General features: G+C 51.2%; 21 protein-coding genes and 1 pseudogene. 10 read left to right on the top strand and 12 right to left on the bottom strand.

Going from position 1 to position 22,204, the window contains the following annotated elements:
- Positions 1 to 60: 60 nt before the first annotated feature.
- Complete coding sequence (locus tag RAL90_RS15515) at positions 61 to 936, top strand: TerC family protein (protein ID WP_306252260.1); 876 nt, start codon at positions 61 to 63, stop codon at positions 934 to 936.
- A gap of 4 nt (positions 937 to 940) precedes the next feature.
- On the opposite strand, the gene RAL90_RS15510 is transcribed toward RAL90_RS15515, so the two are convergent.
- Positions 941 to 1,702: a LuxR family transcriptional regulator gene (locus tag RAL90_RS15510; RefSeq protein WP_306252259.1), complete on the bottom strand. Its 762-nt coding sequence runs from the start codon at positions 1,700 to 1,702 to the stop codon at positions 941 to 943.
- A gap of 165 nt (positions 1,703 to 1,867) precedes the next feature.
- Between RAL90_RS15510 and RAL90_RS15505 the strand changes: the two genes are divergently transcribed.
- Entirely contained in the window at positions 1,868 to 2,311 is a 444-nt protein-coding gene (locus RAL90_RS15505; RefSeq protein ID WP_306252257.1) for a DUF6491 family protein, read from the top strand.
- Positions 2,312 to 2,377: 66 nt separating this feature from the next.
- Entirely contained in the window at positions 2,378 to 2,962 is a 585-nt protein-coding gene (locus tag RAL90_RS15500) for a gamma carbonic anhydrase family protein (RefSeq protein WP_306252255.1), read from the top strand.
- Between the two features lie 9 nt (positions 2,963 to 2,971).
- Here RAL90_RS15500 and RAL90_RS15495 read toward each other — a convergent pair whose 3' ends face one another.
- On the bottom strand, positions 2,972 to 3,604 hold the full coding sequence (locus RAL90_RS15495) for a CoA transferase subunit B (RefSeq protein ID WP_306252253.1): 633 nt from the start codon (positions 3,602 to 3,604) through the stop codon (positions 2,972 to 2,974).
- 22 nt (positions 3,605 to 3,626) lie between these two features.
- A complete protein-coding gene (locus RAL90_RS15490) occupies positions 3,627 to 4,328 on the bottom strand; it encodes a CoA transferase subunit A (RefSeq protein WP_306252251.1) in 702 nt (233 codons plus the stop codon).
- Positions 4,329 to 4,449: 121 nt separating this feature from the next.
- Between RAL90_RS15490 and RAL90_RS15485 the strand changes: the two genes are divergently transcribed.
- From RAL90_RS15485 to dctP, 3 genes are read left to right on the top strand one after another with little or no spacing between them, the layout of a single operon-like run.
- Positions 4,450 to 5,019: a TRAP transporter small permease gene (locus RAL90_RS15485; RefSeq protein WP_306252249.1), complete on the top strand. Its 570-nt coding sequence runs from the start codon at positions 4,450 to 4,452 to the stop codon at positions 5,017 to 5,019.
- 6 nt (positions 5,020 to 5,025) lie between these two features.
- Complete coding sequence (locus RAL90_RS15480; RefSeq protein ID WP_306252247.1) at positions 5,026 to 6,312, top strand: TRAP transporter large permease; 1,287 nt, start codon at positions 5,026 to 5,028, stop codon at positions 6,310 to 6,312.
- 12 nt (positions 6,313 to 6,324) lie between these two features.
- Positions 6,325 to 7,380: a TRAP transporter substrate-binding protein DctP gene (gene dctP / locus RAL90_RS15475; RefSeq protein ID WP_306252245.1), complete on the top strand. Its 1,056-nt coding sequence runs from the start codon at positions 6,325 to 6,327 to the stop codon at positions 7,378 to 7,380.
- A 40-nt stretch (positions 7,381 to 7,420) separates the two neighbouring features.
- Here the strand turns inward: dctP and RAL90_RS15470 are convergent, their stop codons facing one another.
- Complete coding sequence (locus tag RAL90_RS15470; RefSeq protein ID WP_306252243.1) at positions 7,421 to 9,313, bottom strand: cation:proton antiporter; 1,893 nt, start codon at positions 9,311 to 9,313, stop codon at positions 7,421 to 7,423.
- A gap of 243 nt (positions 9,314 to 9,556) precedes the next feature.
- On the opposite strand from RAL90_RS15470, the gene RAL90_RS15465 reads away from it, so the two are divergent.
- On the top strand, positions 9,557 to 9,970 hold the full coding sequence (locus RAL90_RS15465) for a BLUF domain-containing protein (protein WP_306252242.1): 414 nt from the start codon (positions 9,557 to 9,559) through the stop codon (positions 9,968 to 9,970).
- A 49-nt stretch (positions 9,971 to 10,019) separates the two neighbouring features.
- On the opposite strand, the gene RAL90_RS15460 is transcribed toward RAL90_RS15465, so the two are convergent.
- Positions 10,020 to 10,181 carry a DUF1328 domain-containing protein gene (locus RAL90_RS15460; RefSeq protein WP_306252240.1) on the bottom strand — a complete coding sequence of 54 codons (162 nt, stop codon included), beginning with the start codon at positions 10,179 to 10,181 and terminating at the stop codon, positions 10,020 to 10,022.
- Between the two features lie 211 nt (positions 10,182 to 10,392).
- On the opposite strand from RAL90_RS15460, the pseudogene RAL90_RS16385 reads away from it, so the two are divergent.
- Positions 10,393 to 11,114 (top strand): annotated as a pseudogene (locus RAL90_RS16385) (IS5 family transposase); the annotation flags it as partial.
- 88 nt (positions 11,115 to 11,202) lie between these two features.
- Here the strand turns inward: RAL90_RS16385 and RAL90_RS15445 are convergent.
- Entirely contained in the window at positions 11,203 to 12,309 is a 1,107-nt protein-coding gene (locus RAL90_RS15445; protein WP_306252238.1) for an NADH:flavin oxidoreductase, read from the bottom strand.
- Positions 12,310 to 12,467: 158 nt separating this feature from the next.
- Between RAL90_RS15445 and yghU the strand changes: the two genes are divergently transcribed.
- A complete protein-coding gene (gene yghU / locus RAL90_RS15440) occupies positions 12,468 to 13,343 on the top strand; it encodes a glutathione-dependent disulfide-bond oxidoreductase (RefSeq protein ID WP_372340387.1) in 876 nt (291 codons plus the stop codon).
- Between the two features lie 3 nt (positions 13,344 to 13,346).
- Here the strand turns inward: yghU and RAL90_RS15435 are convergent, their stop codons facing one another.
- Together RAL90_RS15435 and RAL90_RS15430 are read right to left on the bottom strand one after the other, a co-directional pair.
- Positions 13,347 to 14,534 carry a diguanylate cyclase gene (locus RAL90_RS15435; RefSeq protein ID WP_306252235.1) on the bottom strand — a complete coding sequence of 396 codons (1,188 nt, stop codon included), beginning with the start codon at positions 14,532 to 14,534 and terminating at the stop codon, positions 13,347 to 13,349.
- Between the two features lie 90 nt (positions 14,535 to 14,624).
- The gene (locus RAL90_RS15430) at positions 14,625 to 16,007 is read right to left on the bottom strand and encodes a M17 family metallopeptidase (protein WP_306252233.1); all 1,383 of its coding nucleotides are present in this window, start codon (positions 16,005 to 16,007) and stop codon (positions 14,625 to 14,627) included.
- Positions 16,008 to 16,136: 129 nt separating this feature from the next.
- Here RAL90_RS15430 and RAL90_RS15425 point away from each other — a divergent pair, with 129 nt between their 5' ends.
- Entirely contained in the window at positions 16,137 to 17,336 is a 1,200-nt protein-coding gene (locus RAL90_RS15425) for a tetratricopeptide repeat protein (protein ID WP_306252231.1), read from the top strand.
- Between the two features lie 138 nt (positions 17,337 to 17,474).
- Here RAL90_RS15425 and RAL90_RS15420 read toward each other — a convergent pair whose 3' ends face one another.
- The 4 genes from RAL90_RS15420 to RAL90_RS15405 form a co-directional block, all read right to left on the bottom strand.
- A complete protein-coding gene (locus tag RAL90_RS15420) occupies positions 17,475 to 19,439 on the bottom strand; it encodes a sensor histidine kinase (protein WP_306252230.1) in 1,965 nt (654 codons plus the stop codon).
- 6 nt (positions 19,440 to 19,445) lie between these two features.
- A complete protein-coding gene (locus tag RAL90_RS15415) occupies positions 19,446 to 20,108 on the bottom strand; it encodes a response regulator transcription factor (protein WP_306252228.1) in 663 nt (220 codons plus the stop codon).
- A gap of 79 nt (positions 20,109 to 20,187) precedes the next feature.
- The gene (locus RAL90_RS15410) at positions 20,188 to 21,174 is read right to left on the bottom strand and encodes a type II secretion system F family protein (protein ID WP_306252226.1); all 987 of its coding nucleotides are present in this window, start codon (positions 21,172 to 21,174) and stop codon (positions 20,188 to 20,190) included.
- A gap of 27 nt (positions 21,175 to 21,201) precedes the next feature.
- Positions 21,202 to 22,200 carry a type II secretion system F family protein gene (locus RAL90_RS15405; protein ID WP_306252224.1) on the bottom strand — a complete coding sequence of 333 codons (999 nt, stop codon included), beginning with the start codon at positions 22,198 to 22,200 and terminating at the stop codon, positions 21,202 to 21,204.
- Positions 22,201 to 22,204 lie beyond the last annotated feature (4 nt).

Below are 22,204 nucleotides of genomic sequence, written 5' to 3'. Positions count from 1 at the left end.
TAGACAACGCCTATCGCCTGTTAGCCATATTTGCCAATCATCAAAAAAGGGGGCAGCGCCGTGGCCGATCTCTTTACACCCGAAAACCTGTTCACACTGATTATGCTTATCCTGCTGCAGGCGGTGCTGGGTTTCGATAACCTGCTGTATATTTCGATCGAAAGCCGCCGTGTGCCACAAGAGCACCAGCGCCGCGTACGGCAACTCGGCATTGGCCTCGCGATTGGCCTGCGGCTCATCCTTCTTTTCGTGGTCATGGCTGCGATCGAAAGCCTGAAAGAACCGTTCTTCTCTATTGATTGGGGATTCATCAAGGGGGCGTTCACGTTCCACGCTGTGGTGACCCTGTTTGGCGGCGCTTTCATTCTGTACACTGCAATGAAAGAGATATTTCACTTGCTCTCTGTGGATCACCTGGAACACGCCGATTCTGCGGGCAAGCGTTCGGTCGCCGGTGCGATCTTCTGGATTGTTACAATGAACCTGGTATTCTCTTTCGACAGTATTCTTTCATCCATTGCCCTGACGAACGTCTTTGCCATAATGGCCGTGGCGATTATCTCCGTTGGCATCATGATGATCTGGCTGTCAGACCATGTTTCCAATTTCCTTGAACAAAACCGCGCCTATGAAGTGCTGGGGCTGTTTGTTCTCTTTATTGTCGGCGTATTACTCGTATCCGAATCCGGGCATCTCGCCCACCTATACCTCTTCGGTTATGAAGTTACTGCGATGTCCAAAACGACATTCTATTTCGTGATCTTCGTCATGGTTTGTGTTTCCGTCGTGCAAACAAAATACCGCAATAAATTACTGGCGGCACGTGAAGCGGCTGTTCGGGATGGAACGCCGACCATGGAACCGGAAACAGCATTCCCTGCCTCTGATGCTGAAGATGGTATAAAGAGAACTCCGCCGTCCTCGGCAAAACACTGAAGAACTATTTTATCGCCCCGATGGCAAGGCCACGCAGCGCAGCTGTCACCCTGTCTGCCACACCAAATTTGAGGTAAATCCGCCGCATGTAAGTATCAACTGTATGCGGAGAAATACCAATAATCTCTGCTATGACAGAATTGCTCTTTCCTTTTGCCACCCACTCCAGAATCTCGGTTTCACGGCCGGTCAAGTGCTCCCCATCAGGGAATTGCATCTTCAGGAGGTCGCAATATCGCTGATGCCCGAGTTGGCAAACCCATTGAACCTGCTTTATGTCAGCATAGGACAGGCCGGTTGCCTGTTTGCCAAACCCGACACCGCAATAACCATTTCGGCCATTGGGACCAAAAACAGGGATTGCCAGTCCGTCCCCCAACTGCGCTGCAGCAAGAGTGTCGAGATATGCCTGCTCATCGGCTGAAATTGCGCCTGCATTGCCAGCTTCAGACCACCAGAAGGGCTCACTAACATCCATGGCCAAACGGGTAATCGGATCATGCCGATACATCTGTTCCTTGATATAGCGATTGACCCAGTCCGTTGGGAACCCATGGGCAATAACCGTCAGCGCTGAACTGTAATCAACTGCACCCGGCGGTGGCAGGTGATGATAACTGAACATGACAGCACCAAAACCGGGCAAATGGGTTATGCAGACCCTGCGCAAAGCAGCAAAACCTTCAGAATCGCGCATATCACGCGCATAGGCGTCAACATCGCCAATCATGTTTGCCACACAGGCATAGTCAGTTCTCTCCTGCAAGCACCCTAGAGCATCCGGCAAGAAAATGCACTGTTCACATTCATTCTTACAGCACTGCATTTTGCCCCCGCACCTCATGATTTCTGGTTTAGCATCAATCATGCTAGGGTTTATTTGTCGGGGGAGTGGTTACGAGGACCATAATCGGACTGAAGGAGAAACGGAATGAACCAGAAATTGATCATCAGTGCGCTTGGCCTGTCAGGGTGCCTGCTTGCCGCTGCCTGTGCTTCAACTGAAGACAAACAGTCACGTTTTATAGACGCAGATGACCCAAGACGCGGCGAACAGGTCAATCGTATCTGCTTCAGTCGCACGATCGACAGTTTCAAAACGGTTTCCGATCGGCAGGTCATTCTTGAAGCGAGCCCCCGGCGGGAATACCTTGTTGAAACCAGTAGCTGTTTCCAACTGGACCGTGCCCAGCGCATTGGCCTGACGGGCCACGGTGGCGGCTGCCTGTCACGCGGCGACATCATGCTCGTTTCAGAAAACATCTTTGCTGGCCGATCAAATACGCAAAGTCCGGATCGTTGTTTCATTCAGGCCATGTATGAATGGAACCCGGATGCCGCAGAGGAAGAAAGCAAAGAAGACTCAGAGGGGTAACCCAAACAATCTCAGCTAACTCCGTATAATCAGCCAACAAACTAAAATTATATCTGCAGGTATCCCATGCAAGCATTGATCCTCCCGTTTCAGGGGAAAACTCCCATTATCCACGAAACTGCTTTTATTGCGCCCGGCGCTGTCGTTATCGGTGATGTGGAAATCGGCGCTGACGCGAGTGTCTGGTATGGCTGTGTCTTACGCGCGGATACCAACCGGATCAAAGTCGGCAAAGGCTCCAACATTCAAGATGGAACTATTATTCATGTCGATGAACCTGGTATGGGTGGCACGCCCTGCCTGATTGGAGAGAACGTGCTGGTCGGCCATCGCTGCATGTTGCATGGCTGCAGCGTGGAAGACGGCGGCTTTGTCGGTATGTGCTCTACGGTACTTGATGGAGCCGTCATTGAGAGTGGTGGCTTTCTTGCTGCCGGGGCTTTTCTTGGCCCCAAGAAGCGCCTTCCAGCCGGCGAGATGTGGGCTGGCTTACCGGCCCGGAAACTCCGTGACCTGCGCGACGGGGAAGACAAGATGGCTCTTATGGGTGCGGCCCATTATGTCGAAGAGGGGCGGGCTCATGTAAAAGCATTGCGCGAATATCACCTCGCGCCTGGCGCACCAGACATGAAAAGTACGCAAGAGTGCTGAAGGCCCAGCTTAGCTGATCTCTGCTTCAGTTTGTTCTCTTACGTGATCAGCTGACACACCATCCGCGAGTTCGACAATCTTCAAAGCGCCCGCCTCCTTGTCAACATCAAACACACCGAGGCCGGTGATGACCCGATCCACACAACGCACACCTGTCAGTGGCAGTGAGCATTCCTTAAGAAGCTTTGGGTCACCTTTTTTTGAGACGTGATCCATCAATACAACGACCCGCTTGACGCCCGCGACGAGGTCCATCGCGCCGCCCATGCCTTTGACCATTTTGCCTGGAATCATCCAGTTGGCGAGATCACCATGCTCGGAAACTTCCATGGCACCCAGAATCGAAAGGTCTATATGCCCCCCCCGGATCATCCCGAAAGAGTCTGCGGAAGAAAAATAAGATGTGCGACGTAACTCAGTGATCGTCTGTTTGCCTGCATTGATGAGATCAGGATCCACCTCATCATCATACGGGAAGGGCCCCATGCCGAGCATACCATTTTCTGATTGAAGCGTCACATCCACCCCATCAGGTATGTAATTCGCGACCAGTGTCGGAATACCGATCCCCAGATTTACGTAAAATCCGTCTTCAAGTTCCTTTGCGGCGCGTTCCGCCATCTGATTTCTGTCCCAGGCCATGATATCTCTCCTCGCTATACGCTCAGGCTGTCCGCTCTCGCGTGGTGCGTTGTTCAATGCGCTTTTCGAAGCTGCCTTTTACAATCCGTTGAACGAAAATACCCGCAGTGTGGATATTGTCCGGGTCCAGTTCTCCTACCTCGACAAGCTCTTCTACTTCAGCAACTGTGATGCGTCCTGCGGTCGCCATCATAGGGTTAAAGTTGCGCGCTGTTTTCCGGAATACAAGATTACCTTGCGTATCCCCTTTCCAGGCTTTGACCAGTGAAAGATCAGAGCGCAGGCCAGTTTCCATGACATATGTTTCGCCATCAAACTCCTTGTGCTCTTTGCCTTCGGCGATCAGTGTGCCCACACCTGTCTTGGTGTAGAAGCCGGGAATACCTGCGCCGCCAGCGCGGATACGTTCCGCCAGAGTGCCTTGCGGATTGAACTCCAGTTCAAGTTCGCCCGAAAGATACTGCTTCTCGAAAGTCGCATTTTCACCCACATAAGATGAAACCATTTTCTTGATTTGCCGTGTCTGCAACAGAAGCCCGAGGCCAAAATCGTCAACGCCAGCATTGTTGGACACTGCCGTGACATCTTTCACACCGGAATCACGCAAAGCGATGATCAGATTTTCAGGAATACCGCATAAGCCAAAACCACCGCACATGACCGTCATGCCATCAAAGGTCAGCCCGGCGATCGCGGCCTCGGCACTGTCATAAACTTTTTTCATAACGCACTCCCAGTCGTTGCGCCTTTCATACAAGAAGGCCCGGCAAATTCAACTATGAGGCGAACCTGGCCATTGATTAAGGCCTGAGGTGAACCATTAGGCAAGCAGGTGAAACTGTGTCATGGTAAAATCAAAAATGATGACTGATCCTGTAATCTCACCTCCTCTTACTGAGCGGCTTGCTGACGCCCTGGCAAAAGCCAATCGCCCGATATGTGAGGCGGGGCGTAATTTCGCCGGGCTCTTGCTCGCGGCTATGACGCTTATTGTCATGGTGCAGGTTGTGGCAAGATATGGTTTCAACAATTCACCTGCCTGGACAGAGGAACTCGCCAAGACGATGATGGTATGGACGGCTTTTCTGGTTGCCCCCTGGGCTTATCGGGAAGGGACCAATGTCTCCATCAGTTTTTTCACCGAAGACTTGCCCAAAGCCATAAAGTCAACACTGCAAATCGGCATTACCCTTCTGGTTATCTGGATTTGCGCTGTTTTCTTTGCTGAAAGCCTCGACTTCGTTCTACGTGGCATGCAGAGCAAATCCGCAACCCTTCCCATGCAGGTGGGCGCTTTTTATGTGATTGTCCCCGTGTCCTTTGCTCTGTTGATATTGGTCGGCATTGAAACTGTACTCAGGGAACTTGCGGCGTTTGTGAAAAAAGACGGACATCATCCGGCAAAAGAGGAATAGTCAGCTATGTCACTTGCCTATTTCTGGATCTTCCTTTTTCTTCTCGCGGCAGGCGCACCGATTGTCTTTGCCCTGCTGATCGCACCAGGGCTCAGCCTTACCATTGACGGTCAGGAAGAATTCTACACATCCCTGCTATCCCGACTCTACAACGGCATGGACTCCTTCCCGCTAATGGCTGTGCCCTTCTTTATTCTGGCCGGAGAAGTGATGAACACCGGTGGTGTGACCAAAGCGCTGGTGCGCTTTGCGCAAAGCATCATCGGCCATGTGCGCGGGGGGCTTGCACAGGTGAACATCATTTCTTCAATTCTGTTCGCTGGCCTTTCCGGCTCAGCCGTTGCTGACACATCGGCACTTGGCAAGATGCTGATTCCCGCAATGGAAAAAGCGGGCTATTCCACGCGATTTGCAGCGGCTGTAACTGCCGCCTCATCCGTCATAGGCCCCATAGTTCCTCCTTCGGGAATTATGATCCTATATGCCTTTGTAATGAACGTATCTGTGGCAGGTTTGTTTGCTGCAGGCATTGTTCCTGGCATCCTGATCGGTGGTGGCCTGATGCTGGTCACGTTCTTTCTTGCCAAGAAAAGGAATTATCCTGTGGCAAACAAACGCGCCACCTGGACGGAACGTCGACTTACTTTTTTTCAGACACTGCCAGCTCTCATGACACCAGTTATCCTGCTGGGTGGAATTTTGAGCGGCATCTTCACGCCAACTGAAGCTGCAGCGGTTGCCGCAACCTATGCTCTTTTTGTATCATATTTCATTATGCGGACCATAAGCGCCAGTGACTTACCGCGTATTTTTGTGAACGCCGCCGCACAGTCAGCTGTCATTCTTCTGCTGGTTGGAGCCGCTGTCACCTTTGCCTGGATTATTACAGTATCGGGTATGGCCGGCAGCATGGCTGAAGGTTTGTCAGGTATGAGTAGCAATGTGCTGGTACTCCTGCTGCTGATAAACCTCTTTTTATTCGTAGTAGGCATGTTCCTGGATGCCGGGCCTGCCATCCTGATACTTGGGCCTGTTCTTGCTCCCCTGATGGTGAGTATGGGCGTTGATCCCATGCATTTTGCTATCGTCATGTGTGTGAATGTAACTGTGGGGCTGATAACACCGCCAATGGGTCTTGTCCTGTTTGTTGCCTCGTCTGTCTCTGGCGAAAAGCCGGAATCAATAGCGCTGGAAATGCTGCCATTCCTGGCGGTAGAGGTTGCCGTCATCATTGCGATCACAATGTTCCCTGCCCTGTCACTCACTTTGCCACGCTTGTTGGGCTATGCATAAGGTTGAATAAATATGATACGTCTCAAAAGTTTCTTTCTGCTCCTGATCGCAGCCTTCTGCACCTTTGGGGTGTATTTCAGTGCAGCTGAAACAGCCCCTTATACAATCCGTATAGGTATTCTTGGGTCAGAGGCGGATGAAGATTATGACGGCGCACTCGTGTTCAAGGATTATGTTGAAGCACGCGCGAACGGTCGTGTGGAAGTCGATATTTTCACCTATGGGCAGTTTTGCGGTAATGAACGTGAGTGCATTGAGAATATGCAATCAGGTGTTCTGGATGTTTTCATGACCACAATTGGCGGCATGGGGAACATTTATGGCCCCGGCCAGGTTTTCGACCTGCCTTACGTCTTCCGCGACGACCGGGTAGCCGAATGTGTTTTTGATGGTCCAATTGTGGATGATTTACGCAAAACCATTCTTGCCGAGAACCTGGGGCTGCGCCTGATGGCGGTATCCAATACTGGCGGCTGGCGTAATTTTGCGACCACCAGTACACAAATTCAAAGGCCTGAAGATTTACGTGGTCTGAAGGTCAGGACAACTTCCGCCCCGATCCAGCAAGAACTGATGCGGCAATTGGGCGCAAACCCCACACCCGTTTCCTGGGCAGAATTATACACAGCCTTGGCGACTGGAGTGGTGGAAGGAACCAAGAATGGCATCCAGGATATTGTTGGCATGAATTTTCATGAGCATGTGAAATTTATCACACTCGACGGCCATGCTTACATGGGAGCCTTATGGTGGTACTCTGACAAAAACTGGCAAGAACTGCCACCGGACATAAGACGGCAGGTCTTCGATGGATTCCAGCACCTGAAAACAGTCACACGCGCCATTCCAATGCGTCGCCAGATTGAAGCCTATGAAACTTTTCGCGAAGCAGGCGGAGAAGTCTATGCCCTGTCTCCGGAGGAAAAGCGTCTGTTTCAAGAGGCCACGAGCGGGATGCGCGGCTGGTATAGTGAGAAATACGGCACGCAATGGCTTGACAAACTCGATACATCCATAGCCGCATGTGAGCAACAAGTTGACGATGCCTTTGCGCTGGGTAATCAGTAACTGTATTATCAGTTGCGCGTAACACGCATCTTCAAAGCTGTTACTTCAGGATTTCCTCCAGCCTTTTCCTCACCTCCGCGCGCCATGGCTCACGCATCTCGCGGATGCGTTTGACCATAGCTTCATTTTCATGCCAAGGCATGCCCGGAATATAGTGCTCAGCAGTTTCGCGCATTGTCCCGCGATCCATCTCCTCCATGACATCGACCATTGCTTGCGCCTTCTCCCGTTCAATGCCCAATGCCTCGAACGCAGATCTGCTGATCCGCTTGGAGCCGTCATATGTCTCCCGGATAATGTCCCGGCAGCCCGCATACCAAAGCTCAAATACATGGCTTCTATCCACTGCCCGGGCAATGACATGCACCTTCGGGTGGTGTGCTTCCATATGCTTCACAAGCTCCGTAATCTGATCCTTGTTATCAATAGCAACGATGAGCAACTTTGCCTTATTGATACCAGCTGCCTCCAGCAAATCCGGCCTCGTGGCGTCTCCGAAAAAAACTGGTACGTTGATTTTCCGCAAAGCCTCCAGCTGCTTCGAAGAATAGTCAATAACAGTGGTCTGATATCCAGCTGTCACAAGCATGTTGTTAATAATACCGCCCATACGCCCGCATCCAGCGATGATAATCGGGCTTTGTTCCGTTATCTCATCTGCTTCCGGCGCCGGCCCCTTTGTCGCGCCTGTGACGATCACTTTTTCGTAAAAGATAAACAGCAACGGCGTAATCAGCATAGAGAGTGTAATAATAAGAAGTAACTGATCGCCCAGCACATCCGGCAGGATTCCTCCCGAAGTGGTGAAAGAAACGAGTACAAAGCCAAACTCGCCAGCTTGCGCCAACCCCAGTGCAAAGAGCCATTTATCTGCACCAGCGACATTAAAAATACGCGCCAATAAAAGCAGGATTGCACCCTTCAACAGGATCAATCCCGCTGTACAGGCAAGAATGAAGGTTATGTTCTCAAACATGAGGAGAAAATTCATTCCTGCACCAACCGTAATGAAAAACAATCCCAAGAGGAGGCCGCGAAAGGGGTCAATGTCGGCCTCCAACTCATGCCGGTATTCGCTGTTTGCCAACACCACACCAGCTAGGAATGTGCCCAGGGCTGGTGAGAGACCGACCAGAGTCATTAAAAGAGCGATGCCCACGACAACAAGAAGTGCAAGAGCCGTAAAAAGCTCCCGCAGTTGGGCCGCGGCAACGAACCGAAACAAGGGTCGTGCAAGATAATTCCCACCCAGAATTACAGCGGCAATAGCAGCAATGTTAACTGCGGCTGTTTGCCACCCGTTAAGGCCAGCCACCAGACTCATACCACTACTGTGTCCCCCACCTCCATGATCTGTACCAGCGTAAGCGGTAGGCCCATGCCCTGCACTGGTGCCAGCCGCAAAATCTGCCATCAGCTCTGGCATGGCGAGCAGGGGCAAAAGTGCCAAGATCGGAATAACGGCAATATCCTGGAACAATAAAACAGAGAAGCTTGCCTGCCCCCCATCGCTGCGCATCAATCCTTTTTCATTAAGCGTTTGCAGAACAATGGCTGTTGACGAAAGTGCCAAAACCAACCCGATTGCCAACGCAAAATGCCAAGGTTGCCCCATACTCATGGCAATCAACATGATTACAGCTGTGGTCAGGACAATCTGCCCCCCACCGAGCCCCAGCAATCTGCCACGCATGGACCAGAGCATCTTCGGCTCAAGCTCCAATCCAACCAGAAACAGCATCATAACAACGCCAAACTCCGCAAAGTGCTGAATTGAGACCAAATCTACGCCGAGCAGGGAAAGTAGCGGGCTGATAACAATCCCGGCAATGAGGTATCCCAACACTGATCCCAAGCCTAATCTTGATGCTATGGGTACTGATAAAACACCGGCCACGAGGAAGATGAAGGAAAGCAGAAGGAAATCAGTCATGTGAACCTCGTTATTAGCCTTGCCTCAATGTTCAATCACTGAGAGCCTAAAAGCAGACGCACAAATGCCCTTGGAGTCATCACATGTTAATGGCCTGCCTTGTCCGTCACTCCTATAGTGGTTTTGGGGGATAGCGGAAAGAGGCCCGGCGCGGGCAAATCATAGCAATGAAGCTGAACCGGTAATCAATGATTGCAGGCACGCAGCCGCATTGCCTTTCGCGAGGCCAAGGATACAGACAAAATGCGTAGAATAATTTATATATCAACTGCTGGAGAAGAACTGGACATCTCTGATATCAAGGAGATCGTCCGAGTTGCTGCGATGTTTAACAATGAGAACAGGATTGGCGGTCATCTGCTCTATAACGGCCTGAACTTCCTTCAGGTGCTCGAAGGTGAAAAGCAGGTTCTTGATCCCCTTTATATGCGCATTGTCCATGATGACCGGCACTGCGCTGTAAGCACCATACTTAATGAGGATATCGAGCAGCGCTGTTTTACGAACTGGGGGCTCGGCGTTTCTCACAAATATGGGCCAGCACAAACAGACACCAGCCTTGAGTCAGAAATCGCAAAATATGAACCAGAAGTCCTTGCAGACGCACCGGGTCATGTGCGCCGGATTTTTGAATATTTTATTACGCTCAAGGCATAAAAAAACGGACACTGATTTAAGTGTCCGTTTTGAATATTGAATGAAAATCTTAGACTCTCGACCTGCCGAACAAGAGCGAAACGACAAAAAGCACCAGAAATACAAAGAACAATATTTGTGCGATGCCTGCTGAGGCACCCGCAATGCCGCTGAACCCAAGAAATGCAGCCAATATGGCGACAAGAAAGAATGCAATTGATAAGCGTAACATTATAAATCCTTCCGGTTATTTATCTGTATATCACCAGCGTGAGCCGATGACCTAACCGAGCGTGATTGATGCATACACAAGTAAAGCCCCACCACTTCCCGGCTACCTAGGGTCTGTACCCAATTTAACTGATTGATTTGTTTGTGCAAAGCGTGATTCAGGGATTTCCGAAAGGGAGTCTTAAATGGCGCGGTTTGATTTGTCGGATGAAGAATGGGCGGTGATTGAACCGTTGTTGCCAAAGGTTAGCCGCGGCCCGAAGCGCAAAGATGATCGTACGATCCTGAACGGCATCTTTTACATTTTGCGCACAGGCGCGCCATGGCGGGACTTGCCGGAACGATATGGACCGTACACGACTGCTTACAATCGGTATAACAGGTGGGGCGAGCGCGGCGTCTGGAAGGGCATATTCGATGCGCTCGCTGAAGAATGTGAGGACAGTCTGATCTTCATAGACGCCTCGATTGTCAAAGCTCACCGCGCAGCGAGTGGCTCAAAAAGGGGGAACTGGCGGAAGATATTGGACGCTCACGGGGCGGTCGCACAAGCAAAGTTCACGTGGCCGTAGATGAAAATGGCAGGCCATTGCGCATTGAGGTCACTGGCGGCCATGTTCATGACAGCCAGGTGATGAATGTCTTCCTCGACTGGGAGATGCCGCCTCTGGCGATGGTCCTGGACAAAGCCTATGGCAGTGCGAAGATCAGGCGCGATATCGCCGATGAAGGTGCGTTGGCGGTTATTCCCGCCAAGTCCAATGCGCGCAATCCGGTCCCGCATGACACCAGCCTTTACGCCATGCGTAATATTGTCGAGCGGTTCTTCTGCAAAATGAAAGACATGAGACGGCTGGCTACACGGTTCGAGAAATCTCGAAGGAACTTCATCAACATGATATATCTCTTCGCAGCAAAATGCTGGATCAATTGAGTCCACACCCTAATAAACGCCGCATTTACGAGTTGGTTGCTCTATTGCGGGAGATTTTATGACATAGCCCGATGCAGTCATAAAATTATCAGGTAAGCATCATCACAGATTTTGGATCATAATCCTGCAGTTCGTCCGCTTTTCCGTGCTTGATCTTCTGTGCCCAATCCGGGTCCTGTAACAATGCCCGCCCGACAGCAACCAAATCAAACTCATCTTTAGCAAGTCTTTCCTCCAGATCATCAAGGGCGCGTTGCCCTGACCCTTGGCCAGCAAAGGCTGTGAAGAAATCTGCAGACAAACCAACAGACCCAACAGTAATTGTCGGGAGACCCGTCAGTTTCTTTGCCCAGCCAGCACAATTCAAACCTTTCTCTCCGTCTACCTCTGGAAACTCTGGCTCCCAGTACCGGCGCTGCGAACAATGCAGTACGTCCACACCTGCATCAGCAAAGACCTTGAGAAATTCTTCCATCTCTTCTGGCGCGTCAGCAAGGCGCGCCTCATAATCTTGCTGCTTCCATTGCGAAAATCGCAGGATGATCGGAAAGTCCTGACCAACAGCTGCGCGTATTTCACGGATTATGTCAGCAGCGAAAGTCGCCCGCTCTGGCAGGGCCCCACCAAAACGATCCTGCCGAATATTCATCTGTCCCCAGAGAAACTGATCGATGAGGTATCCATGCGCTCCGTGTATCTCGACACAATCGAACCCCAATCTTTTGGCATCACCGGCTGCCTTCGCATAGGCCAGGACCATATCTGTAACTTCTGCTTCCGTTGGCGCTTCCTGCACTTTCTTGCCTTTATGGGTAATCCCGGAAGGACCATCAGAAGGCGCTTCAGGGTGCGGCCCCGTGCCTGGCTTGCGCATCATGCCCTGATGCCAGATCTGTGGCGCGATATGGCCACCTTCCGCGTGTACAGCCTCCACAACGCCGGCCCATCCCTTTAACGCAGCTTCGTCATGGAAGTTCGGTATTTTTGGATCGTTGGAAGCGCCGCCGCGATCAACTGTTGTTCCTTCGGTAACAATCAACCCGACTTCCCCTTTGGCACGCCGTGCATAATAGTCAGCCACATCCTGGCCTGGGACGCCCCCTGGCGAAAAGCTGCGGGTCATGGGCGCCATGACAATCCTGTTTGGCAGGTTGAGAGACTTGATTTTGAAAGGCGAGAACAGGGTTTGGGTCATTATTTTTCCTCGGCTGACTGCGCTCTCATGAGTTACCGATGAGGAACAGCGCGTCAATGCGCTGCTGCAGTAGTGACACGAAGCCGTGAATAGCATTTATGCATTTATTGTTTTATCCAGAAACTGGCTAACCAACTTGCAGTCGCAAATCACGGAGCATGAACATGACCGAAGCATATACCCCGCCCAAGATCTGGACATGGGACAAAGAAAGCGGCGGGCGTTTCGCCAATATAAACCGTCCCGTGGCGGGTGCCACCCACAACAAGGAGCTCCCAGCCGGCAAACATCCCCTTCAGCTCTATTCCATGGCGACACCTAATGGTGTGAAGGTAACAGTATTGCTGGAAGAATTACTCGCAGCCGGTCATAAGGATGCAGAATATGATGCCTGGCTGGTCAATATCAGTGATGGTGACCAGTTCGGTTCAGGCTTCGTTGAAGCAAATCCGAATTCCAAGATACCGGCGCTGGTTGACCGCTCTGGCGATACCCCGCAACGCGTTTTCGAATCTGGCGCGATCCTTCTCTACCTCGCAGAAAAATTTGACGCCTTCCTGCCCTCCGATGCCAGAGGCAGAACCGAAACACTTAACTGGCTGTTCTGGCAGATGGGATCTGCGCCATATCTCGGCGGCGGCTTTGGCCATTTTTATGCCTACGCCCCCATCAAGATTGAATACTGCATTGACCGCTTTTCCATGGAAGTAAAACGTCAACTGGATGTTCTGGATCGCCAGCTGGCAGATAACGAATACATCTCCGGTGATCAGTATACCATCGCAGACATGGCCATCTGGCCGTGGTATGGCGGACTGGCTGCGAACAAGGTCTACGATGCTGCTGAATTCCTGCAAACTCATGAATACAAGAATGTCATGCGCTGGACAGACATGATTGCGCAAAGACCAGCCGTGAAGCGTGGGCGTATCGTTAATCGAGCTTGGGGCGAGCCAGAAACCCAGCTGCATGAACGGCACGACGCGACTGATTTCGAACACCGCACGCAGGACAAGATTGATAATAAAGACTAACTGTCAGGCTGCCGCAGATTTTGTAATCTGGGGCACAGTTTCAGCCGGCAGCCTGTTTATCCTGACCCTGTTGCGGCCATCACGCTTTGCTGCGTACAGACCTTCATCTGCCCGATCAATGTAGTGTGTCGGGCAGGGATTCTTTCCTGGTAGCATGGCGAAAATACCAAAACTGCAGGTGACCCTTATATCCAGAGGGCCATCCTTGTAGGGCGTACCTTCCACGACTTTGCGTATTTTTTCTGCTACTACGGCAGCCTGATCACAATTTGTATCCGGGCAAAAAATCACGAACTCTTCTCCCCCGATACGCCCCATGACATCAGATGCGCGTATTCTCGAAAGCGCTCTGTCTACGACGAACTTTATTACTTCATCACCAGCCCCATGGCCATAAGTGTCGTTCACCTTCTTGAAGTGGTCGATATCGAAAACTATCGCAGCGACCTCTTTGCGATGGCGCGAAAAATAGGCAAGCAATGACTGAGCAGCCGTCATCAACCCACGTCGGTTATGGCAGCCTGTAAGAGGGTCAGTGGATGCAATCGTCTTGAGGTGTTGCTCTGCGCTGTGCAGACGATTTCCCAATGGCCTGAAGATCAGGAATGCTTCAGCAAGCAGCAAGAATAATATGAGCAGCACACCCGCCTGTGTAAGATTTTCAATGTCCCGAATTTCTATCCGGGCATTCTGTTCGTACACTGTGACTGCCTGATTCAGATCCTGAAGCACTCTGTCTGCTTCTTCGGAGACAGCCGACACTTTCTCGAAGCCCGCACGTTCAGTACTTTGTACGAGCGATAGAAAATCTGGTATCCGGCGATTCAGATCAATCTCACCGCTATAAAGCTTGTCAATTTCAGAACGCAGCGGCGCCTTTGCCGATAGCACCAGATCTGTATACGCCAGTCGCTCATGGCTGAGAGCCATCAACTCCATGGCTTCAGTGAGTCGTTGAGAAACTTCCGCTTTCACGCTGTCTGCCTGTTGGGGGATGTGGGCCCGCGCGTACAACCCGGCAATGCGTTGCGAAAGCATGCGTTGACGGCCAGCTATATTGATGATCTCAGCATTGTGCTCCTGACGCGCAATCGTTTCGCGCTCCGCCCAGTGTATGCCGACAGATGCTAGAGCAATCAGACTTAACGCTGCCACATAGCAGACAGTAAACAAAAGCAGATTTTTTTTCATGCTGCGCCACCCTGGCAATCCCCACAACGCCAGAATAACACCCATTGGTTGCGGGATGGTGAACCAGACAACCCGCTTGGTTAACGCTTATTAACCATTCTGAGGGTAGCGCTCCCTCATGACATCGAAAAGGGCGCGGATGGCAAACGCCTCCCCCCCTTTTGGATGGGCAGGCCGATCTGAAGGGTTCCAAGCATAAATATCAAAATGTGTGTAGGGAATTTTCTCCGGTACGAATTTCTTCAAATACAGCGCAGCGGTGATTGAGCCGGCAAACCCGGAATCCGATGCGTGGTTAATGTCAGCGATAGATGAGGAAAGCATAGAGGCATAATTTTCCCAGAACGGCATCCGCCAGACAGGATCCTGCACTTTTCCTCCAGCCTTAGTGATGTCCTGTGCGAAGGAATCGTCCGTTGCATATAAGGGAGCCAGTTCAGAGCCCAACGCAACACGCGCCGCCCCCGTGAGAGTCGCCAGAGAAATGATATGCGCTGGCGTTTCTTCTGCAGCCAGTGCCAGCGCATCACAAAGCACAAGACGCCCTTCGGCATCAGTATTTGAAATTTCAACTGTCATGCCATTGCGGCTTTTGAACACATCACCAGGGCGATAGGCATTGCCGGATATATTATTCTCAACTGCTGGTATCAAAAGTCGCAACCGGACCTTCAGTTTCGCCGCCATGATCATGGAAGCCAGTGCCAGTGCATTTGCCGCACCGCCCATGTCTTTCTTCATCAATCCCATACCTTTGCCGCCCTTGATATTCAGGCCGCCTGTGTCGAAGCAAACGCCCTTGCCCACCAGCGTAATCTTTGGATCGTCTTTATCTCCCCAGGTCAGATCAATAAGCCTTGGGGCTCGCTCTGCTGCTCTGCCCACCGCATGGATGAGAGGAAAATTCTGCTTCAGCAGACTGACGCCTTCAGTAACCTTGACTTGCGCCTTGTATCGGCCGGCAACAGCTTTCACTGCATCCGCGAGATGCTCTGGTCCCATATCTTCGGTTGGCGTATTCACCAGATCGCGCGCCAGCCAGACAGCTTCCGCTATAAACGTGAAGCTGTCCGCATCCACATTTTCGGGCAATATCAGAACCGGAGGCTCGGCTACATCCCGGTACTTGCCAAACTGGTAGGCGCCCATGACCCACCCCAGAGCCGCGAGAGTAGACCTCTCCGCGTCACCGGCGTTTGCGAGAAAATAATCTCCGTGGGGCAAATGTGCTGGCGCGGCGCCAGATATCAGCTTGTCCTGCTCATCTCCTGTACCGACAAAAACTGCATCGGCAGCAATCAACACGCGCCCTTGCTGTCCGGTAAATCTGTTAGCCTTGGCAAGCAGCAGATAGCCTATTGCATGCTCCTCCAGCCAGCGATCAAAGCCCTCTTCAGGCACAAGCCAAACTGGCGTCGCTTTTCGGGCACGCTCAGAATCATGGGGAACGAAGGCGGAAGTAGATGTAACCATTTGTTAACTCATTTATTTTTAACGGTTTTTTTCGATAACCGAGCAAGACGGCCTGTCATGCTTAAGGGTTTATTGAGCAGATTCACTGATAATGGCCATCAGACTAACAGGTGCTGAAGAGGCTTATCAATGAGCAGACTGCTGAAAACATTTTCCACCGGGCTTTGCGTCCTTGCTCTGGCTGGTTGTGCCGGTAATCCCCTGACGGCCAGTTCACGGCTGAACGAGCAGCTTGAAGTTGTACCGGGCGGTTATGAGCCAGGCGACCATGATCCGGTAGCCAAAGCTGCTTTCTGGGGTACCCGCTATGATCGCGACCCAAACGACGCTGATGTCGCTGTATCCTTTTCGCAATCGCTTCGCGTGATGGGCTCCAATGAAGAAGCCATGACCGTCATGACCCGAACCTACCGGCAAGCTGGTCAGGATGCAGATGTTGCCCTCGAGTATGGCAAAGTCCTCATCGCTAATGACCGTGCCTTCGAAGCAGTCAGACCACTGGAGCAGGCTATCCTTACCGGCAAAGGCGAAGACTGGCGCTCATATTCTGCCTATGGTGTGGCTCTTGATAAAATCGGTGAACACAAAGCAGCACGCCAGCAATATGACATGGCCCTGCGGATCAAACCAAACTCACATGTTGTGCTGAACAATAAGGGTCTTTCTTATGCCCTGTCTGGCAACCTTGCCAAAGCCGAGCAAACCTTGCGCTTTGCCGCTGCGACAACCGCAGGCACACCTACTGTACGTCAAAATCTGGCCCTCATACTCGGCTTCAATGGTAACTCTTCAGAAGCTGAACGACTGGCTCGCTCTGACCTGCCACCGCGCATTGCAGATAATAATGTCTCATATTTCCGCTCACTGACGGCTCAACCTGCATACTGGCAGGCGTTTGCTGGTGACAATGTTGAAATGCCTTCTTTCGATACGCCAACGACTGCACCTGCCTATGCCCCAGCACCATACGCAGATGCGCCTGCCGAAGCAGAACAAAAGCCAGTGCCACAACCGATAAGACCAGAAGCTTTTCCGGTCCCTGTTGTGCCAGAAGCATCAGATGGCGCACCCACACCTCTTGGTGATATTCTCAGCTCTGTCGTTATGCCTGATACGCAGCCCACTTCAACAATCACAATAGATGGGTTTGATGCAGATAGCTGGAGCACTATAAGTGCACCAGCAGCGACGGCCTTGCCACTGCAGGTAGAATCAGCGTCGCTCACAGTCGAACAAACTGACGCTGCACCTCTGGAGTTACAACTGGCAGCAGAAGCAGAAGCAGAAGCAGAAACGATCCCGGTAGACCTGACAACCCCTTTGTACTGAGCAAAACACTCACAGGCATACAGATCAATACCCCCTCATGTGAGGGGGTATTTTTTTGCCTGCATATTTGTAGTCTTGGGCCGTCGAGAGATGAAGGCGCAAAGCCTGAAACTCATATCGGGGAAGACGGTCCGCCTGTCAGGAGGGAGAGCCTGGCAGGCGGATGTCATTATCCGGCGGTATTGGAACAGATAAAAAGATTTCTGTCCCGTTTCCGGTATTTCTTACCGTTGCCGATCCATGCAGAGCTTTTGCACGCTTGCTGATGTGGCTGAGTCCACGACGGGAGAGCAACTCTGCCTCTCCGATCCCCCGGCCATCGTCTGTTATCCTGATGTTTAATGTCTGGTCTGTGGCTTCATCTGATGACGCTTCAACTTCCATCGAAATGGTCAGCCTCTTCATGCCGGAATGACGCAAGGCATTTGTGACCGATTCCTGCATGGACCGGTAGATATGCAAGACTGCTTCCGGACCAAAGCCAGAAATCTGTTTACAGATTTTCATTTGCCAGTCCAGATCAACGCCAGCGGCAGAAAGTTGTGGCTGAATGCGCGCCCTGAATGCGCCAAGTGCCATACCAATATCATCGGTCTCGGTATCCAGAGAATCTACGATGAGACGCAAATCATTAAGGCTGGTCTGCAAACCATCTGACACCGCCTCACTGGACAAGTCATGCTGCTTTATCTGCAGCTGCAATCCCAGGAGCTGACTGCCAATACCATCATGCATGTCCAGCATGATCCGTTGTCGCTCCTGAGCGATGGCAGCCTGCTTCTCCTGCTCTCGCGTTTTCTCATATGACAGGGCAAGCTCTGCTTTTCGCTCTGCCAGCTCTGTAGCCAGCGTAACACGTTGCTGTTCTTCCACCTGCCGTAACTGCAATGTACGGCGCGCAAGGACATAGATAATGCCTAATGCGACAATCACGATCGCTAACGGCGAGTAGGGCATTGTTGTGACAAGTGGCCACCAGGCAACATTGCTTGAAACCAGTATTTCACTCAAAACATCGACTAGGGCCGTGGAAAGGCAAATGCCAAAAGCGGCGATACTGAAATAGGGAATATTACGCTGGTTACGGAATGTAATAAACTTCCACCCTGTCCACAACAATGCACCAACAACAACCGGCAAGCCAAGAAACAGATAAAGCGTATCTCCCCAATCTGTATCAACAAGGTCGAGCAAGAACGAAAAGCCCGTATAGCCCAAACCGATTCCGGCCAGTATCCTGTACGTTCTTTCAGCTTTCGCGGTCCATGCATTCGCAAAAGCTGCAATGGACATCACAAGACCGAAAGTTGTGATATTAAACATCAGACTCTGATGAATAACGTCCCATTTATGCATCGGCATCTGATAGTAGACATTCCTCCCGACCCAAAAAATCATGATCAGGCCAAGAACCACATATTCATGGCGCTGCTGCCTCGACAACCCACCGACGGCGAGAGAGAAAATTGCCACAAAAACACCAATGCCGTTCACGACATTCAGTGCTGTGACATTCAACGTCTGACGCCAAAAATAAGCGCTGACCAGAGGCTCTCTTTCCCCAGCGAAAACCGAATAAATGCGTGGCCTCAAGGAATAACCATAGAGATAAATATCAATAGTATTCTTGCCATCAATTACAAACTGGTCCGGGAGCGTATATAATCGCGGCCCAAGAAAATTGACGTTTGAATAATCTCCCTCATTTCGCTCTACGCCGACTGGCTGCCCATTCAGGAATACGGAGATGCGATCACGCGCGCGGGTTATATAAAACGCATAATCCTTATCTGACATTTTTTGTAAATCTATATCTGTACGCATTACATACAACTGGTCAGGATCCGGCAAGCGATAGGAATACCATTGTGACTGAATGGGCTCGAACGCTGAGTCGGGAAGCGTTTCTGCATCAAACGAACTGACAGAAGCTACACGAAAATCTGTAAGGCGCTCATCGGCACCTGGTATCATGCTGCGCTCAGCTGCATATACCACGAGCACAATGGCAAAAAAGCAGATCAGGAAAAGACTTATATAGTTGAATATCCGAACGGCCAGACTGTCTTTTGAGTCCCTAATTATGCTGTCCGTGCTGACCATGAAAGGCTACCTTATCAAGCCTTCACGATAAGCCTGTGAGACAGCTTCTGACCGAGTGCTGACGGCCATCTTTCGATAAATCGCCTTCACATGCTCGGCCACTGTATACGGCGAAATACCCAACTGCCGGGCAACTTCCTTATTTGTGAACCCTCTGGCCAGCTCAGTCAGAATTTCAACCTCACGGCTTGTCAGTCGTGTTGCCGGTCTGTCGCCTTCTATGGCTTGCGGCGTATTTTCCGACCTGATCTTTTTAAGCAGATGACCAGCAACAGCAGCACTGATGGGCGCTCCGCCCTCCAGCACCGTCGTAATGGCACTCTTTAATTCTTCAGGTTGCGCACTTTTCAATACATAACCGTCGGCGCCAGCCTCAACGGAAGCCATAACGCTTTTCACATCGCCGAGCACCGTGATAACAATAACTTTTTTGTCGCCACTTGCGCTTGCCTGTTTGACAAAATCGAGTCCGGTACCGTCACCAAGGTCAAGATCTGTAATCAGAAGATCATAGTCCTGCTCCAGCGCCTTCTTCCCCTCTGCCCATGAGGCAGCTGCCTCGACAAGGTGAAGCCGGGGATGCAAGTCAATCACCTCTGTAAATGCAGCCCTTGCTGCAGGCACATCTTCGATAAGGATTGTTTTAATTTTGCCGGGATCGTCGGACATCCGCACCTCTTATCACAAGGAAGGCTTAAATGGTCCGTTTCAGAATGTAAAATCCCGCAAGAAACGCACGATATTGGAACTACTGCTCGACCTCTACCATACCGGTAACACGCAGGATCGCAGGTCCGAGGATCACAACAAAAAGTACGGGCAGGAAGAAGAGGATCATCGGCACCGTTAGTTTCGGCGGCAGCGCGGCTGCCTTCTTCTCGGCTGCCTGCATCCGCAGTTCACGGTTTTCAGCAGCCATGACGCGCAATGATGCCCCCAGCGGCGTCCCGTATTGTTCAGACTGGACAAGAGCTGTGACGACAGACTTAACACCATCAAGACCTGTTCGCTCGGCAAGGTTAATATAGGCTTGCTTCCGTTCCTGGAGATAAGAGAGTTCCGCTGTCGTCAGCGCAAGTTCTTCCCCCAGTTCAGGGCAATTCGTACCAACTTCTTCGCTCACCTTATGCAGGGCGTGCTCAATCGACATGCCGGACTCGACACATATCAACAACAGGTCGAGCGCATCCGGAAATCCCAGTTGCATTTTCTGCTGGCGCTTTTGAATCATGTTGGAGATGTAAATGTTGGGCAGATAGAACCCGGCTGCGAACCCTCCGACACTGGCCATAAGCTTCATAAAGCTGCCAAGCCCGAAACCATCAAGTACATATACATAGAAAGCCATGCCAAGGCCGCCAATTACGGGCATTGCTACACGGGCAAGCATGAATGTAAAGACGGGCCGTTCACCCCGGAAACCGGCCATAGCCAATTTTTTGGCTGCGCTCTGCGCGTCAAAAACCTCAAGCAATTTGAATTGCTCGACGACTTCACGTGCAACGCCATTGGAGCTTGCATTACGCAAACCAGCACTACCGTGCTGCTTCAGATTTTTCTTGTGGCGCTCGCGCAAATTCTCCTTGTGGTTTTGAACGCGCTTCAATCGATCTTTCATAGGGTCTGGCTGCAGCACAGGCCCCAGCAAAGTGATCATTGTCACGCCAACAGCGATAGCCGCCAAAAAGGCGGTCATCGTCTGGCGGTCAGTAATGATTTCAATCAAGCCATCCATAAGACAAAAGTAACCACGTTGTTTGAATTAGACCTTAATACTGATCATATTTTTCATCACGAGAATGCCGATTGACATCCACGTGCCAGCTCCAATCAGGATGAAGTTGCCAATCTGCGTTTCGAAAAGCGGCAAGAGATAAACCGGAGATGCAACATGAACCATGGATGCCACCATGAACGGCAACGACCCTAGAATAACAGCAGAGGCTTTTGCCTCCATAGACAGGGCACTGATCTTGCCTTCCATCAACTTCCGATTACGCAGGACCGTCGCAAGATTGTTCAGCGCCTCCGCAAGGTTACCACCTGTCGATTTCTGGATGATCAGCACGATCCCGAAGAAATTGACTTCGCTCAGTGGCATACGGTCATACATACGTTCAAGCGCCTGCTCGAGGGAAAGGCCCACACGCAGGCTTTCCGTCAACATATGAAATTCATCGCGTACCGGCTGCTGTGCATCACGGCCAATAATTTTAAGGCACTCATTGACCGGCAAACCGGATTTTACACCGCGGACAATCACTTCAATCGCAGAGGCAAATTCCTTGATAAATTTTTTCTGACGGCGCTTCTTCAAGAAACCAAGGGCGAATCTTGGAAAACCCAACCCTCCGACGATAAACATGGCTCCGGTCACAAAGGTAGACTGCGCTGTAATCAGGGCGATGCCGAGGAAGGCCACGGCACAAATCACCGATGCCACATAATAATCACGTTCCGAAATGTTGAGGCCAGCTTGCTCGAGCCTCTGACTGAGGCTCAATTTTTTCTTTTCTGCGTGCGCTTTCTGCTTGTCGTCAATACGACGAAGAGATTCCTGAACCTGTTTGCGTCGGTCTTTTGGAGCCTCTGCAGCGCTCGGGCCGGCGCCCGCCTTTCCACGCGATGCGGCAGCACCGCCCCCAACTTTGGCAGCACGTGTTTTTGCCTTGTCTTTATCCGTAGGCGCCAAAATAACATAAGAAAGTGTACTGACAGAAATCAAACCAAGTACAATCAGCATTATCGTTTGCGAGTCCATCAGA

The sequence above is a fragment of the Parvularcula sp. IMCC14364 genome, assembly GCF_030758415.1.
In the GTDB taxonomy this organism is placed as follows: Bacteria; Pseudomonadota; Alphaproteobacteria; order Caulobacterales; family Parvularculaceae; genus Aquisalinus.
The sequence above is the reverse complement of the archived record's forward strand: the minus strand, read 5'-3'. Positions and strand labels throughout refer to the sequence as shown.

Bases quoted from the DNA above. Each gene is read 5' to 3' on its own strand.
- RAL90_RS15410 (WP_306252226.1), bottom strand. From the start codon at position 21,174: ATGGATGGCTTGATTGAAATCATTACTGACCGCCAGACGATGACCGCC.
- RAL90_RS15445 (WP_306252238.1), bottom strand. From the start codon at position 12,309: ATGACCCAAACCCTGTTCTCGCCTTTCAAAATCAAGTCTCTCAACCTG.
- RAL90_RS15495 (WP_306252253.1), bottom strand. From the start codon at position 3,604: ATGGCCTGGGACAGAAATCAGATGGCGGAACGCGCCGCAAAGGAACTT.
- dctP (WP_306252245.1), top strand. From the start codon at position 6,325: ATGATACGTCTCAAAAGTTTCTTTCTGCTCCTGATCGCAGCCTTCTGC.
- RAL90_RS15480 (WP_306252247.1), top strand. From the start codon at position 5,026: ATGTCACTTGCCTATTTCTGGATCTTCCTTTTTCTTCTCGCGGCAGGC.
- RAL90_RS15485 (WP_306252249.1), top strand. From the start codon at position 4,450: ATGGTAAAATCAAAAATGATGACTGATCCTGTAATCTCACCTCCTCTT.
- RAL90_RS15430 (WP_306252233.1), bottom strand. From the start codon at position 16,007: ATGGTTACATCTACTTCCGCCTTCGTTCCCCATGATTCTGAGCGTGCC.
- RAL90_RS15470 (WP_306252243.1), bottom strand. From the start codon at position 9,313: ATGACTGATTTCCTTCTGCTTTCCTTCATCTTCCTCGTGGCCGGTGTT.
- RAL90_RS15505 (WP_306252257.1), top strand. From the start codon at position 1,868: ATGAACCAGAAATTGATCATCAGTGCGCTTGGCCTGTCAGGGTGCCTG.
- RAL90_RS15435 (WP_306252235.1), bottom strand. From the start codon at position 14,534: ATGAAAAAAAATCTGCTTTTGTTTACTGTCTGCTATGTGGCAGCGTTA.
- RAL90_RS15500 (WP_306252255.1), top strand. From the start codon at position 2,378: ATGCAAGCATTGATCCTCCCGTTTCAGGGGAAAACTCCCATTATCCAC.
- RAL90_RS15415 (WP_306252228.1), bottom strand. From the start codon at position 20,108: ATGTCCGACGATCCCGGCAAAATTAAAACAATCCTTATCGAAGATGTG.
- RAL90_RS15405 (WP_306252224.1), bottom strand. From the start codon at position 22,200: ATGGACTCGCAAACGATAATGCTGATTGTACTTGGTTTGATTTCTGTC.
- RAL90_RS15490 (WP_306252251.1), bottom strand. From the start codon at position 4,328: ATGAAAAAAGTTTATGACAGTGCCGAGGCCGCGATCGCCGGGCTGACC.
- RAL90_RS15420 (WP_306252230.1), bottom strand. From the start codon at position 19,439: ATGGTCAGCACGGACAGCATAATTAGGGACTCAAAAGACAGTCTGGCC.
- RAL90_RS15460 (WP_306252240.1), bottom strand. From the start codon at position 10,181: ATGTTACGCTTATCAATTGCATTCTTTCTTGTCGCCATATTGGCTGCA.
- RAL90_RS15465 (WP_306252242.1), top strand. From the start codon at position 9,557: ATGCGTAGAATAATTTATATATCAACTGCTGGAGAAGAACTGGACATC.
- RAL90_RS15425 (WP_306252231.1), top strand. From the start codon at position 16,137: ATGAGCAGACTGCTGAAAACATTTTCCACCGGGCTTTGCGTCCTTGCT.
- yghU (WP_372340387.1), top strand. From the start codon at position 12,468: ATGAACATGACCGAAGCATATACCCCGCCCAAGATCTGGACATGGGAC.